18 protein-coding genes are annotated in these 13850 nt (G+C 62.0%); 12 read left to right on the top strand and 6 right to left on the bottom strand.

What is annotated here, in order from left to right; all coding sequences use genetic code 11:
* Positions 1 to 349 (bottom strand): aminotransferase class I/II-fold pyridoxal phosphate-dependent enzyme (locus tag WC739_RS20125; protein ID WP_372954794.1); only part of this gene is annotated, 349 nt, incomplete at its 3' end.
* A gap of 209 nt (positions 350 to 558) precedes the next feature.
* Here WC739_RS20125 and WC739_RS20130 point away from each other — a divergent pair.
* The 3 genes from WC739_RS20130 (at position 559) to WC739_RS20140 (ending at position 3047) form a co-directional block, all read left to right on the top strand.
* Positions 559 to 1455, top strand: coding sequence for an EAL domain-containing protein (locus WC739_RS20130; RefSeq protein WP_372954778.1), 897 nt, complete (start codon positions 559 to 561; stop codon positions 1453 to 1455).
* Positions 1452 to 2300, top strand: coding sequence for an EAL domain-containing protein (locus WC739_RS20135; RefSeq protein WP_372954779.1), 849 nt, complete (start codon positions 1452 to 1454; stop codon positions 2298 to 2300). Before WC739_RS20130 ends, WC739_RS20135 begins: the two co-directional genes overlap by 4 nt.
* A gap of 135 nt (positions 2301 to 2435) precedes the next feature.
* Positions 2436 to 3047, top strand: coding sequence for a glutathione S-transferase family protein (locus WC739_RS20140; RefSeq protein ID WP_372954780.1), 612 nt, complete (start codon positions 2436 to 2438; stop codon positions 3045 to 3047).
* 676 nt (positions 3048 to 3723) lie between these two features.
* Here WC739_RS20140 and WC739_RS20145 read toward each other — a convergent pair.
* Positions 3724 to 3936, bottom strand: coding sequence for a cold-shock protein (locus WC739_RS20145; RefSeq protein WP_140736178.1), 213 nt, complete (start codon positions 3934 to 3936; stop codon positions 3724 to 3726).
* A gap of 292 nt (positions 3937 to 4228) precedes the next feature.
* On the opposite strand from WC739_RS20145, the gene WC739_RS20150 reads away from it, so the two are divergent.
* On the top strand, positions 4229 to 4555 hold the full coding sequence (locus WC739_RS20150) for a hypothetical protein (RefSeq protein ID WP_372954781.1): 327 nt from the start codon (positions 4229 to 4231) through the stop codon (positions 4553 to 4555).
* Between the two features lie 67 nt (positions 4556 to 4622).
* On the opposite strand, the gene WC739_RS20155 is transcribed toward WC739_RS20150, so the two are convergent.
* Complete coding sequence (locus WC739_RS20155; protein WP_372954782.1) at positions 4623 to 5192, bottom strand: methylated-DNA--[protein]-cysteine S-methyltransferase; 570 nt, start codon at positions 5190 to 5192, stop codon at positions 4623 to 4625.
* Between the two features lie 180 nt (positions 5193 to 5372).
* On the opposite strand from WC739_RS20155, the gene WC739_RS20160 reads away from it, so the two are divergent.
* Both WC739_RS20160 and WC739_RS20165 read left to right on the top strand, forming a co-directional pair.
* Positions 5373 to 6269: a transglycosylase SLT domain-containing protein gene (locus WC739_RS20160; RefSeq protein ID WP_372954783.1), complete on the top strand. Its 897-nt coding sequence runs from the start codon at positions 5373 to 5375 to the stop codon at positions 6267 to 6269.
* Positions 6270 to 6274: 5 nt separating this feature from the next.
* Positions 6275 to 6763, top strand: coding sequence for a GNAT family N-acetyltransferase (locus WC739_RS20165; protein WP_372954784.1), 489 nt, complete (start codon positions 6275 to 6277; stop codon positions 6761 to 6763).
* A gap of 36 nt (positions 6764 to 6799) precedes the next feature.
* Here the strand turns inward: WC739_RS20165 and WC739_RS20170 are convergent, their stop codons facing one another.
* Positions 6800 to 7135 (bottom strand): hypothetical protein, encoded by a 336-nt coding sequence (locus WC739_RS20170; RefSeq protein WP_372954785.1) that lies wholly within the window; start codon positions 7133 to 7135, stop codon positions 6800 to 6802.
* Positions 7136 to 7215: 80 nt separating this feature from the next.
* The gene (locus tag WC739_RS20175) at positions 7216 to 7434 is read right to left on the bottom strand and encodes a DUF2945 domain-containing protein (protein WP_372954786.1); all 219 of its coding nucleotides are present in this window, start codon (positions 7432 to 7434) and stop codon (positions 7216 to 7218) included.
* A 105-nt stretch (positions 7435 to 7539) separates the two neighbouring features.
* On the opposite strand from WC739_RS20175, the gene WC739_RS20180 reads away from it, so the two are divergent.
* The 6 genes from WC739_RS20180 to WC739_RS20205 all read left to right on the top strand — a co-directional run bounded on the left by WC739_RS20180 (position 7540) and on the right by WC739_RS20205 (position 11865).
* Positions 7540 to 7962, top strand: a complete 423-nt coding sequence (locus tag WC739_RS20180) for a pyridoxamine 5'-phosphate oxidase family protein (protein ID WP_372954787.1) — start codon at positions 7540 to 7542, stop codon at positions 7960 to 7962.
* Between the two features lie 95 nt (positions 7963 to 8057).
* Positions 8058 to 8606 carry a DUF4142 domain-containing protein gene (locus WC739_RS20185; protein WP_372954788.1) on the top strand — a complete coding sequence of 183 codons (549 nt, stop codon included), beginning with the start codon at positions 8058 to 8060 and terminating at the stop codon, positions 8604 to 8606.
* A gap of 349 nt (positions 8607 to 8955) precedes the next feature.
* Complete coding sequence (locus tag WC739_RS20190) at positions 8956 to 9420, top strand: cupin domain-containing protein (RefSeq protein ID WP_372954789.1); 465 nt, start codon at positions 8956 to 8958, stop codon at positions 9418 to 9420.
* 223 nt (positions 9421 to 9643) lie between these two features.
* Positions 9644 to 10036, top strand: coding sequence for a Rid family hydrolase (locus tag WC739_RS20195; protein ID WP_372954790.1), 393 nt, complete (start codon positions 9644 to 9646; stop codon positions 10034 to 10036).
* A gap of 205 nt (positions 10037 to 10241) precedes the next feature.
* A complete protein-coding gene (locus tag WC739_RS20200) occupies positions 10242 to 10907 on the top strand; it encodes an exonuclease (protein WP_372954791.1) in 666 nt (221 codons plus the stop codon).
* Positions 10891 to 11865: a hypothetical protein gene (locus tag WC739_RS20205; protein ID WP_372954792.1), complete on the top strand. Its 975-nt coding sequence runs from the start codon at positions 10891 to 10893 to the stop codon at positions 11863 to 11865. Before WC739_RS20200 ends, WC739_RS20205 begins: the two co-directional genes overlap by 17 nt.
* A 26-nt stretch (positions 11866 to 11891) precedes the next feature.
* Here the strand turns inward: WC739_RS20205 and carB are convergent.
* Positions 11892 to 13850 (bottom strand): carbamoyl-phosphate synthase large subunit (gene carB / locus WC739_RS20210; RefSeq protein WP_372954793.1); only part of this gene is annotated, 1959 nt, incomplete at its 5' end.

Raw genomic sequence — 13850 nt, forward strand, 5'->3', positions numbered from 1 at the left:
CGTCGCCGGGGTTCAGCGTCGCCATGAAGGCATTGAACAGGATCTGCTTGCCGCCGGTGCCGACAATGGTCTGCTCGGGCTTGTAGTCGAGATTGTTCTCGCGCTTGAACTTTTTCGCGATCGCCTCGCGCAGCGGCACTATACCCGAAACCGGCGGATATTTGGTCTCGCCACGGCGGATCGCTTCGATCGCGGCGTTCTTGATGTTGTCGGGCGTGTCGAAGTCGGGCTCGCCGGCGCCAAGGCCAATCACGTCACGGCCGGCATTTTTCAGCTCGCGCGCTTTCTGCGTCACCGCGATGGTCGCGGAAGGCTTCACGCGGGAAAGGGTGTCGGCAAGAAAGGCCATGGTCATGGGTCTCCAGGGGATCGGCGCGGCCTCAAGCGACCGCGGCGCTTCCATGTCGCATGATTTCGCCCAGTGCAAGCATTGTTGGCTGATCCAGTGTCAAGGAGCCGTGATTGGGCCCGCTCGACAACAATAAATTCATTAACGGCCGGTATAGGCTTGCATGACAATATCGAAATCGAATGCGCCAGTTCGAGGAGCGAGGAACAGTGCCGCGCAGCATCGGGCTTGCCCACATCATTCGTCACGACGACGGCACCTCGACCGGTGTCTGGGGCCTCTATACGCTGCAAAGCGCCTTCCAGCCGATCTTCGCATTCAAGGAGGGCAAGCTGTCGCTTGCCGCGTTCGAGGGGCTGATCCGTCCGTTCCGCGACGGCGAGCCGCAATCGCCGTCAAGCTTCTTCAGCACCTGCCCGGCTTCCGACCGGCTGCATATCGAGGCGCTGACGAGAACGCTGCATCTGCTCAATGCCGGCGCCTGCCTGCCGCAAGAGGCGTCCATCTTCGTCAATTTCGATCCGTCGGTGTTCACCGAGCGCACCGTTGCCGACAATGCGTTGCGGGAAATGCGGCTGGTGCTGCACGAGGCCGATATCGACCCGAGCCGGGTCGTCTGCGAAGTGACCGAACAGCGGTCGGCATCGCAGGAAACCCTGCACAGTTTCGTCGCTGCACTGAGGGCAAACGGCTTTCGCATTGCCGTCGACGACTATGGCGCGGATGATTCCGACATCCATCGCATCAAGGAGCTGAAGCCCGACATCGTGAAGTTCGATGCCCTCTGGATCACGCAGCTGATGGATTCCGGCGCCGGCTTCGCGCTGCTGACCAGCATGGTGAAGAGCTTCGAGGACCAAGGCATCCGCACGGTTTTCGAGGGCATCGAGGAAAGCTGGCAGCTGGAGCTCGCCGAAAAATCGGGAGCGTCGATGGTCCAGGGTTTCGTGCTGGCGCGGCCAGAGCTGGCGCCGACCAGCTTTCGCGTCTTCGACAAGAACAGGCGGGCACGCGTTGCCGTCGTCGACACAGCCGCGCCGGCTCCCTCACCGGGACCGCATCCGGGGCGTCCGACGAAGGCTTTCGGCAGGAAAGGGTCTACATGAGTTTCGAACGGAGGCGCGAAGTCGGCGACGCGATCGAGGTCGACGAAGTCGGCATCGAATACGGCATCCACGGCGAGTTCCGACTGCGCAGCGCCTATCAGCCGATCTTCGCGCCGCGCGGCCGGTTTCTTCACGCCGTGGCGGTCGAGGCCTTGATCGAGCCGCACCGTGCCGGGCGGCCGGTTGCGCCGCGGGCGTTTTTCGACAGCGTCGCCGCGCCGGACCGGCTGTTCGTCGAGACCATGTGCCGCGTGCTGCATCTCAGGAACTATCGCAACATCGGCGTCGACGGGCTCGACCTGTTCTTCAACTACAATCCGCTGATCAACGATCATCGCGGGCGGGCGCTGGCCGAGATCCGGCTGATGACCAGGCATCTCAGCGATCTGGGCCTGACGCCTGCGATGCTGGTCTGCGAGATCACCGAGCAGGCGGCCGACGACGCGCTTCTGACCCGTCTGGTGCGCGAAATACGGCGCCACGGCATCCGCATCGCCATCGACGATTTCGGCACCGGTCACTCGACCGAGCAGCGGGTCGGCATGCTCAATCCCGACATCGTCAAGATCGACGGTACCTGGTTCAGCGATTTCTGCCGTCACGCCGCAGCCGAGCGGTTCTTCCGTCCGCTGGTTTCCACCCTGCACGACCGGGGCGCCAGGGTGCTGGTCGAGGGTATCGAGAACGCCACCCATCTGCGCGTCGCGCTGGATGGCGGCGCCGACCTGCTGCAGGGCTACTATCTCGCCCGCCCGGCGCTTGCCGGAACGGTCTTCGAGGAAGAGCCGTTGCACACCGACGCGCTGCTGGGCCGGGATGCCAAGGTCATTCCGCTGTTTGGCTAGGCGCGTCGTTGGCGACCGGCAAGATTCGCCGAAATTGCATCAGCGGCGCTGATCGTCGCGCCAAAACAAATCATTGGTCGCGGCCGCCGCCGCGGCGATAATCACCCGGAAAAAGCTGTGCTCGCGGAGGGACCGATGACCATACTTTACGGCATGATGGACAGCGGCAATTGCTACAAGCCGCGCCTGCTGATGGCCAAGCTTGGCATGGCCTTCACCAATGTCGAGGTGAGTTCGCGCACCGGCGACACGCGCAAGCCGGATTATATGGCCAAGAACCCGAACGCCATGGTGCCGCTGCTCGAACTCGACGACGGTCGCCGGCTGGCCGAATCCAACGCCATGCTGCTCTATCTCGCCGAAGGCACGCGCTTCCTTCCGGCGGACCGCTACGAGCGCGGCCTTGCCTATCAATGGCTGTTCTTCGAGCAATATAGCCACGAACCCTACATCGCCGTGCGCCGGGCGTTGCTGATCTTTCCCGAACGGGCCAGCCATGCGACGCCTGAGCGGCTGGCGGTCACGCTGGAGCGCGGCAACAAGGCGCTCGGCGTGATGAACAAGCATCTGGAAAACAACGCCTTCTTCGCCGGCGGCGTCTTCAGCGTCGCCGACATCGCGCTTTACGCCTACACGCATGCGGCCGAGCAGGGCGGCTTCCAGCTCGACGCCTATCCGGCCGTCGTGGCCTGGCTTGGCCGGGTAGAGGCGGATCCAGGGCATGTGCCGATCGAGTGGGTGGGGTAGGCGGTGCTGGTCGTTGGCGAAAGCCGTCACGAGGGCGTCCTTCTCCCCGTTTACGGAAGGGCAATCGCATATGGATTTCCCGACGGCCTTCGCCCTACGAATACCCCCACCCCTAGCCCCTCCCCACAAGGGGGAGGGAGACTTGGGTGAGCGCTGATTTCGGCAGTTGCCGAGGTTTCCCCACGCATCAGCAGATAGGGAGCGCGCGGCAGCGTTCCCTCTCCCTGGTGGGGAGGGTTAGGGTGGGGGTCCCTCTTCGAGGGAATCCATATGCGATAGCCCTGCCGTTTACGGGGAAAAGATGGCGGCAGCCAGATGAGGGGCAGCGCTAACCTCGCGTGCGATCCCACAACGGCAATTCTAAATCGTGAGCGCTGCCTCTCATTGCCCTGCCGGGCATTTCTCCCCTTATAGTGACGGGGAGAAAGAGGCAGCTTTGCCGGTTTCGCCAATCGTAAAGGGGCAGATGGCAGCTCCAGACAACAAAAAGGCGGGATAAATCCCGCCTTCCCATTTTCGGTAGCCTGATCGGGAGCCTCCGGTCCGGGCTGGCAGCTATCTGCTGATCCAGCTTGTCGGTTCTTTCCGCTCCAGCGCGCTTCTCACGCGGCTGTCAGTACATCCGTGACTTGCCGCGCGCCCCGGGCTCTCACCCGGCGCGCGCATTTCGCAAAAATCAGGCCGCCTTGCTCAGAGATCCAGCGGACGACTTGCCGGTGCGGCGGTCCTGCTCGATCTCGAAGTTGATCTTCTGGCCTTCGACCAGGGTCGACAGTCCAGCGCGCTCGACAGCGGAGATGTGGACGAAAACGTCCGCGCCGCCGGTGTCAGGCTGAATGAAGCCGAAGCCCTTGGTGGCGTTGAACCACTTGACCGTTCCAGTTGCCATTGTAGATAGTCCTTCAACATTTGCTTTAGTTTGACCGAACCGAGGTCCAGCCGGTGTGCATGAGATTTTGGAGATAGACGACAGCAAACGCGAAGATCGCGAGGCCCGGATCGATCGGCCGAAATATCAATGGGGCTGATATAGGCTGCTTTCGCACAAAAAACAAGACTGTGTGAGAAAGCCGTGATCGGAAAACCGCCTGAAGGCCGCGCCAAGCGCGGGAAAGCCTTGCGACAGGGCCGGACGGCGAAGGCGGATCGGGCGGTTTGGAACAGGAACTGGGGAGAGGACGATGAAGACCATTCTGCTTGCCGCGTGCCTGACGCTTTTCGCCGCCGAGGCGGGGGCGGTCTCGCGCTATGACCCGACGCGGATGAGCTGCGGCAAGGTTCAGGCGACGATCGCGCGGCAGGGCGCCGTCATCCTGCGCTACCAGTCGACAAGGGTGCCGGGACTGCCGCTCTACGACCGCTATGTGCAAAGCCAGCAGTTCTGCACCATGGGCGAGGTCAGGACGCGGGCCTATGTGCCGAGCGCCGACACCAAATCCTGCCCGGTCTACAACTGCAAGCGCGTCGACAACGATCATTTCCGCCGCCGCTTCCTGCGGCGCCACTAGGATGTCTCGATAGTCAGCCGAGTTATCTCAACGCACGCTGGAGCGCTCCGGACTCCAGTTGAATAGTCTAGAATCCGAAGGAAACCTGCGCCGGCGGCGGCGGGCCGACGCGCACGCCTTCCATGGCCAGCATCTTTTCCTTGGTGGCCGAGCCGCCCGGCGCCGAGAAGCCGCCGATCTTGCCGCCGGCGGCAAGGATCCGATGGCAAGGGATGACCAGCGGCACCGGATTGGCGCCAAGCGCTGCCCCGGTTTCGCGGGCGAGCCCGGCATGGCCGGCCGTCTTGGCCAGTTCGCCGTAGGTGGTGGTTTCGCCAAAGGCGAGCTTTCGCGCGGCGGTATAGATCGCGAGGCGGAAATCGTCGACGCCGGCGAGATCGACCGGCACGCCGGAGAAATCGACATCCCCGCCCGCCGCATAGGCCTTGATCGAGGCGATGAGCTCCACCACCCATGGGGGCTGCGCGGTAGAGGCTGAAACGCCGGCATGGCGCATCAGCCGCCGCTCCACCGCTTCGCGGCTCCGTTCGGGCAGGCAGAGCCGGATCAGGCCGTTTTCGTTCCATGCAATGCCCATGAAACCGATCACTGTTTCTAACACTGCGTGGCCGGCCGTGATCGGGGATGTCGTTTCCATGACGTGCTCCTTCCCGCAAAGCGGCGGAAACCGGCATTCATGCCGGTACATATCCAGAACAATATGGCAGCGGTCGCCTGGTCTCGCCACCCGAAAACCACCTCCCGGCCACGATTGCCCCCCAGGAATCGGTGGTGTAAGGGGTTTGTTAACAACCCGATCAACGGACCCGAGCGCGGCTTGCCAGCAAAACCCACTCTTATCGCGATCGGCATCATCGTCGCCGCCGCCGGCCTTAGCGGCTGCACGTCGACCTCGCAGATGAAAGCGGCGCCGTCGCTGACGGAAACCGCGACCGCCGCGGGCGCCGATGCGGGCTTCACCATACCCCTGCCCGAAACCGTTTCTGTGCTGCCGCAATCCTCGGGACTGGTACCCGTCCAAACGGCCGAACTGACGGCTGGCGCGACCGCCCCGTCGGTGCTGCCGGTCGAGCCGGCCGCCGCCTTTGCCGGGTCGACACCGGCGGTGCCCGCCGTGATGGCCGCCAAGGCCTGGCAGGCGCCGGCGCCGGTCAATGCCGCCACGCCGGCCGCCGCACTCTACACCACCGCCGGGCTCGTCGTGCCCGCGGGTGGCAAGGCCGCCTACGGCCAGGCCATGCCCGGCGTGCAGCAGGTCGCCTATGTCGTGCCGCAGAACCCCGCCGCCCTTGTCCAGTCACCCGCCGCGCCCGCTCGGCAAGAGCATGGCGCGCGTGGCCAGATCGAGCTGCTGATCGAGAAATACGCCGCGCTCTACGAGGTGCCGGCGGACCTGGTGCGCCATGTCGTCAACCGCGAGAGCACCTTCAATCCCAAGGCCTTCAACCATGGCCATTGGGGCCTGATGCAGATCAAGCACGCCACCGCGCGCGGCATGGGCTATGACGGTCCGGCGTCGGGCCTGTTCGACGCCGAGACCAATCTGAAATACGCGGTCAAATATCTGCGCGGCGCCTGGCTGGTGGCCGGCGGAAACGCCAAGCGCGCCGACTGGCTCTACCAGACCGGCTACTATTACGACGCCAAGCGCAAGGGCCTGCTCGAGGCGACCGGACTGGGCCGCGACCGCCGGCGCATGCAGCCCGACGCCTGAGCGCGATGCCGCAACCGCGCCCGCCGGCTCCAAACGACATCCGGCTGCGCAAGATCCTCGACGAGACGCTGGTTGCGCCGCATTGGCCGGATGGCTTCGTCATGCGCTGCTTCGAACCGGGCGACGCGCCGGCGCTGCATGCGCTGCTGGACGAGGTCTTCGACGACGGCACCGATGGCCCGTTCGGCACATGGTGGCCGCGTATATCGGGCGATCCCGAATTCGACCCGGCATTGTGCTTCCTCGTCATCGACGCCAGGGGCCGGCTGGCGGCTGCGGCGCTGTGCTGGACGAAGGGCTTCGTCAAGGACCTCGCCGTCCACCCGCAAGCGCGCGGCAGGGGCGTTGGCGAGGCGCTGATGTGGCACGCCTTTGCCGCCTTCCGCGCCCGCGGCCTCGACCGTGTTGACCTGAAGACCAACACGGTCGAGAACGCCGGTGCGGTCCGGCTCTACGAACGGCTCGGCATGTTCGAGGTGGATTGGTACGGCTGAGCAACGCCAGCCGAGGGCGAAGGCCCGGCGAACCGCTCAGATATCCGGCGCGTTGCCGATCTTCTTCTTGAGCTCCAGCGCCCAGGCGCGGCCTTCGTCGCCGCCCCATAGCAGCCAGGCAATGTAGCCCGCCGACGGATTTTCCTCATTGCCGTAATTCTTGCCGCGCTTGTCGACCTCGTGGCGGGCGAAATAGCTGACCATGCGGCGGATGGTCGAGGGCGACAGGTTCTTGCGGTTCTTCAGTTCGGTGGCGCGCGCCACCCCGATCTCGGTGCCGCCGCGGCCGAACTCGCCGCGCAGCCTCAGCCCCTTGGCCGCGTTGTCGGCCACCACTTGCGGGCAGCGCAGGTCGATATCGTCATTATCCATCTGTACCTCTCACCCGGCAGTCTATCGCGAGAAGGGAATGCCGGAAAGCCGCGCGGGTTCCGCCGCCGATTCCGGGCGGTTCAGCGGCTGTGCTTCAGTTCGGAATGGCTTTTCAGCACCTGGTCGCCGTCGGCCTGCTCGATCAGGTAGGCGGGTTCCTGCGTGCTCGCCTTGCGCACCACTTCCGTGTCCTTGATCGTGCGCGTCACATCGCTGGTGAAGCTTTCGCTCACCTTGCCCTCGGCCGTATGCGCGCCCCATTCCCAGGTCACGCGGGTTCCCTTGCACAGCTTCCGCATCGCGAATTCCTCCGCTGCAGGAATGCCCGGCCCTGCCGGCGGTTCCCGAGAACCAAAGCATGGCTCACACGTTGCCCTAGCCAACAGCCGCCAAAGGAGCACGCCATGACCGAGAGAAGCCTTGCCGAGATCGCGGGCAAAATGCGCGACATCGATGTCTGCATGATGTCGACCCACACCGAGACCGGCGGAATTGCCGGACGGCCGATGAGCAACAACCAGGACGTCGACTATGACGGCTCCTCCTTCTATTTCACCTTGGAAGATTCCGATGTCGTGGCAGAGATCGAACGCGACGCCAATGTGTCGCTGGCCTTCAAGGGCGACGACAATTTCTGGGTCGCGATCGAGGGCGAGGCCGAGATCATCCGCGACAAGGCGGCGTTCGAGGAACATTGGAACGAGGACATCGACGAATGGTTCGAAGAGGGTACCGACACGCCCGGCCTGGCCATGATCAAGGTCGAAGCCCGGCTCGCGCACTATTGGGACGGCGAGGATGAGGGCGAGGTCATCCTGCCCTCCTAGGACGACTGTTTCTCCCGTCGCAGGCGAGGGTGCCGGGCAACCTCATCCCGCGTGCCGCGTTGGGTCCCTTGAGGACACCAATACGGAGCGTGACCATGAGACCGCATCTTGCCATCGCCATGCTGGCCCTTCTGGCCGGCGCGCCTGCAACCTTCGCCCAGCAGGCGGCACCGTCGAGCGACGTGCCGCCTGTGTCGGAGAACAAGGTCGACACCGACACGTTCACCAAGACGCTGGTCAGCGCCAACCGCTTCGAGATCGAAAGCAGCAAGCTGGCGCTGGAAAAGGGCGTGGCGGCGGACGTGAAGGATTTCGCCGAGCTGATGGTCAAGGACCACACCAAGGCCGGCCAGGACTTCAAGATGGCGCGGGAAAAGAGCCAGACCACCGCGTCGATCGCGCAGGAAAGCCCGCTGCAGCCGAATGACCAGGCGCTGCTCGACCAGCTCAAGGCGCTGGACGGCGAGGCCTTCCAGACCAAGTACATCGCCGTGCAGACCGAGGCGCACAAGCAGGCCGTGGCGCTGTTTTCCACCTATGCGCAATCGGGCGACGACCCGGCGCTGAAGGAATTCGCCAAGAAAACGCTGCCAACACTGCAGATGCACGAGATGCACCTGAAGGACGTGGCGGCGCTGCATTAGGTTGCGGGTGTGGGTGGATCGCGGGCAGGCATCCTTCTGCCGGCATCGCCACCTTTTCTTCGTCATCCACGGGCGGAGCAAGGAGCGAAGCGACGCGGCGCAGACCCGAGGATCCATTCCGGGAGTCCGGAGCCCCACAACGATGCAGAATTCTGCACCGCTGCACACCTCGATTGATCTCACGGAATGGATCCTCGGGTCTTCGCGACGCCGCTTCGCGGCTGCTTCGCCCTAGGATGACGAAGTTGGGGTGTGCCGGAGCGCCTCCCTTGCCAAACCAACCGCCCCAACTGGCCCTTTCGCTCCCCCTGCCGCGCCCTAAACTGCCCCCAAACCCATGGAGGCACCCATGCCCAGGATCGACCTTGCCGCCGTGCCCGCCCGCCAGGGCTCCGGCTATCCCGCGCCCTTCGACGCCCCCTGCGCCACCCGCACGCGCCGGCGCCTGGGCGACGCCGGCGGCCTCACCGATTTCGGCGTCAATCTGATGACGCTGCCGCCCGGCGGCTGGTCCAGCCAGCGCCACTGGCACAGCCATGAGGACGAGTTCGTGCATGTGCTGGAGGGCGAACTGACGCTGGTCGAGGATGGCGGCGAGACGCTGCTGCGCGCCGGCGACAGCGCCGCCTTCGCCAAAAACAGCGGCAACGGCCATCATCTGATCAACCGCTCGTCGGTCACCGCCCGCTATCTCGAGGTCGGCTCGCGCAATCCGGACGACGTCATCACCTGCTCCGACATCGACATGATGAGCCCGAGCCGCGACGGACTGTTCCTGCACAAGGACGGCACGCCCTATCCGGGGCAGGGGTAGGTTGCGATCTTCCCTTCTCCCCTTGCGGGAGAAGGTGGATCGGCGCGCAGCGCCGAGACGGTTGAGGGGTGTTCCAGCGGAGTGAGACGTCGGTGTTTCCTGGAACACCCCTCATCCGACCGCTTCGCGGCCACCTTCTCCCACAAGGGGAGAAGGGAACATCTGCGCTGGCGTTCGCCGGCCTGCGCGATAAGCTCCGTGCCACCCAAACGGAGCAACACCCATGAAAAAAGAAATCATCGAAGTCCCCGTCATGTCGGCCAAGGTGCGCTCGCTCGGCCTGCCCTGTTCGACGGCGGTGAAGGCCAACGGCTTCGTGTTCATCTCGGCGACGCCGCCGGTGGACATGGTGACCGGCGAGATGGTGCGCGGCGACATCGAAACGCAGACCGAGGCGTCGCTGAAGGCGCTGAAACATTGCCTGGAAGCGGCCGGCACCTCGCTGGACAACGTGGTGATGGTGCGCATCTACGCGGTCAATTCCGGCTTCTACACCGCCATCAACCGGGTCTATGCGAAGTATTTCAGCGTCAACCCGCCGGCGCGGAGTTTTGTGCCGGTGGCGTCCTGGCCGATGGAGTTTGATATCGAGATTGAGTGCGTGGCGGTGGCTTGAGGGGAAAGGGGGCTAAACGGTGGACAATAGCTCCGCCGATCGTCAGTTTTGAAAATTTCAGCGAATTGGGTCCCTTGCCCTAGTTCAGGCGCCAAGCAATGCGTGCTAGCGTCTGAGGCGAGTTAGCGGTAGTTTCCCAATTTAGGTTTGCCCGCTACTGCGCTTCGCAGTTGCACTCGTCACAGCTCCCGATGTCGGTGATCGATTGATTTTTAAATTTCAGGGCGCCGCGCGTCAGAAATCAGACCCCAATCCTGTGCCTAGGTCGGCGCCGATACGGCGTCCTGATGTCTACTTCTCGGCAGACATTGAAACGGATGGCCCGATTCCCGGTCCCTTTTCGATGCTGTCGTTCGCAATCGTTTACGCTGGCCGGTACGACGGAGTGCGCTTCGAGCGACCAGCTAGCTACGACAGAGTTTTCTATAGGGAACTTCGTCCTATCTCAACGAACTTTCAAGTTGAGGCGCTTGCTGTGAACGGATTGGATCGGGAGAGACTTATACTTGAAGGTTGTGATCCAGCTCAGTCGATGGTGGAAGCTTTCGATTGGATAAATTCAATTTCTGATATTTCATTTCCAGTTTTGGTAGCCTATCCTTTAAGTTTTGACTGGAGCTGGCTTTATTGGTACTTTATGAATTTCTGCCCAAGCGGCTCTCCATTCGATTATTCCCGATGTTTCGATATCAAGACGGCTTTCGCTGTGAAGTCTGCGATACCTATTGCAGAGGCTGGCCGCTCCCATTTACCTGCTAATCTAGCTTCGAACAAAAAACACACGCATCATGCTGTCGACGATGCTATTGAGCAGGCCGAGATATTTGCCAACGTGTTCGAGTGGGGGGGGATGAATGGGAGTCATCGATGAGCGGAAGGAGTACTCGCTCGGCATTCTAAAGGAGCTCAAATCGCTTCTTGCCGAGGCGGAAAAGGTGGCCAATGACAACGCCTGTGTTTTTGCGCACGGCTCTTTTGGAAGACTTGAGGCAAGCAATCACAGCGATTTGGACCCTTGTATTGTGTCGCTGTGTGATGAAGGTAAAAAGAGTAAGCTAACTCTGTTGCACGAAATCCGACTGAAAGCCGAGCTCATAACCGCATTCAGAGATCTAGATTTGCCGGATATCGATGGCGACGGAAGATATCTAGGTCAATTCACTAATTGTAGCTTGGTGAATGAGATTGGATCGCCAGTCGACGATTCTGATAATACATTCACTACTCGTTTGCTAATGCTACTCGAGGGTCGCGCTATAGTAAACGAAGTAATTTTTGACTCGGTTAGATCAAGTATAATTAAAGCTTATTGGGTTGATTTCGATACATATAAATCAAGTTTTATACCTGCTTACTTTACAAATGATATCATCAGACTCTGGAGGACTTTCTGTATAAATTATGAGGCGAGAACCAGAAATCTTCCAGAAGGCCAGAGAATAAAAAGAAAAGTTAAGTTATATAAGTTAAAGCATAGTAGGATTCTTACGTGCTATTCAGCAATATTGTATTTGCTGGCTATATATCGATTGAAGAATACCGTGGATCAAGATGATGCTTTGACAATGTGCTCATTGACCCCCCTGGAAAGGCTTGTATGGCTGAGGGATAATCCAAGGTTATCGACATCAGAGGGAATAATGCAAAATTTGATCGATATGTACGAAAATTTTCTCCATACTGCCAGTCAAGATGCACAACGGTTGGAGCAGCAAATCAAAAATAACGAAGGATATACCCGTGAGGATTATAGATTCGGGCAAGAGATGTTTAGTGCGATTGCGAGCGTTGGGGATGGAAACAAGTTCCATCGTCTGATTGTTGTTTAATAGGGCTTTTGAATGAGACGCCCCCTCTAAGCAAAATACTCCTGCAGCGGCCTGACTTCCAAACTCCCCGCCTTCAGCGCCGCGATCGCTTCCGCCACCGCTGCCGCGCCCGACAGCGTCGTATAATACGGCACCTTCTGCATCAGGGTGGCGCGGCGCAGCGATTTGGAGTCCGACACCGCCTTCTGGCCGTCCGTGGTGTTGAAGACGATCTGCACCTGCCGGTTGCGGATGGCGTCTTCGATGTGGGGGCGGCCTTCCAGGACCTTGTTGATCTTCTGCGCGTCGACGCCGTTTTCGGCGAGGAAGCGCTGCGTGCCTGATGTCGCCAGCACCTTGAAGCCGAGGCCGGCGAGGCGCTTGACGGCCGGCAGGATGCCGGCCTTGTCCTCGTCGCGCACCGAGACGAAGACGGTGCCGGAGCGCGGCAGGTCGACGCCGGCCCCTAACTGGCTCTTGGCGAAGGCCAGCGCGAAGTCGCGGTCGAGGCCCATGACCTCGCCGGTCGAGCGCATTTCCGGGCCGAGCAATATGTCGACGCCGGGGAAGCGGGCGAAGGGGAAGACGGCCTCCTTGACCGCGATGTGGCCGGGATTGCGCGGGTCGGGCATGGCGCCGTAATGGGCGAAGGCGTCTTCCAGCGTCTCGCCGGCCATGATGCGGGCGGCGATCTTGGCGATGGGACGCCCGATGGTCTTGGCCACGAAGGGCACCGTGCGTGACGCGCGCGGGTTGACCTCCAGCACATAGACAGTGCCGTCCTTGATCGCATACTGTACGTTCATCAAGCCGCCGACATGGAGCGCGCGGGCGAGCGCAGCCGTCTGGCGTTCCAGCTCGTCGACCAGCTCAGAAGGCAGCGAGTGGACCGGCAGCGAGCAGGCACTGTCGCCCGAATGGATGCCAGCTTCCTCGATATGTTCGAGAATACCCGACACGAAAGTCGACTTGCCGTCGCAGAGGCAGTCGACATCGACCTCGATGGCGCCGGAGAGATAGGTGTCGAACAGCAGCGGGTTCTTGCCCAGCAGCGTGTTGATCTGGCCGGTCTTGTCGTTGGGGTATTTCTGCTTGATGTCCTCTGGCACCAGGCCGGGCACGGTGTCGAGCAGATAGGATTGCAGCATGCTCTCGTCATGGATGATCTGCATGGCGCGGCCGCCCAGCACATAGGAGGGGCGCACCACCAGGGGGAAGCCCAGTTCGCCGGCGACGAGGCGGGCCTGCTCGACCGAATAGGCGATGCCGTTCTTCGGCTGGCTGAGGCCAAGCTTGTGCAGGAGCTTCTGGAAGCGGTCGCGGTCCTCGGCCAGGTCGATCATGTCGGGTGAGGTGCCGAGGATCGGGATGCCGGCCTTTTCCAGCGCGTCGGCCAGCTTCAGCGGCGTCTGGCCGCCGAACTGGACGATGACGCCGACCAGTTCGCCCGAGGCCTGCTCGGCGCGCAGGATCTCCAGCACGTCTTCCGCCGTCAGCGGCTCGAAATAGAGCCGGTCGGAGGTGTCGTAGTCGGTCGAGACCGTCTCCGGGTTGCAGTTGATCATGATCGCTTCATAGCCGGCGTCGCGCAGCGCAAACGCCGCGTGGCAGCAGCAATAGTCGAACTCGATGCCCTGGCCGATGCGGTTCGGGCCGCCGCCGAGGATGACGACTTTTTTCCGTGACGAGACCTGCGCCTCATTGGCCAGCGCGCCGGCGAAGGGCACTTCATAGGTCGAATACATATAGGCGGTGGGCGAGGCGAATTCGGCCGCGCAGGTGTCGATGCGCTTGTAGACGGGATGAACGTCGAGCTTGTCGCGGATCTTTGAAATGACCTCGACATCAGTCCTGGTCAGCGACGCCAGGCGGGCGTCGGAGAAGCCCATCGCCTTCAGCATGCGCAGATTGACGGCATCCTTGGGGATGCCGTGCTCGCGGATGCGGGCCTCCATGGCGACGATGCCCGCGATCTGCTCGAGGAACCACGGGTCGATCTTGCACAT

The sequence above is a fragment of the Mesorhizobium sp. genome, from assembly GCF_041661565.1.
In the GTDB taxonomy this organism is placed as follows: Bacteria; Pseudomonadota; Alphaproteobacteria; order Rhizobiales; family Rhizobiaceae; genus Mesorhizobium.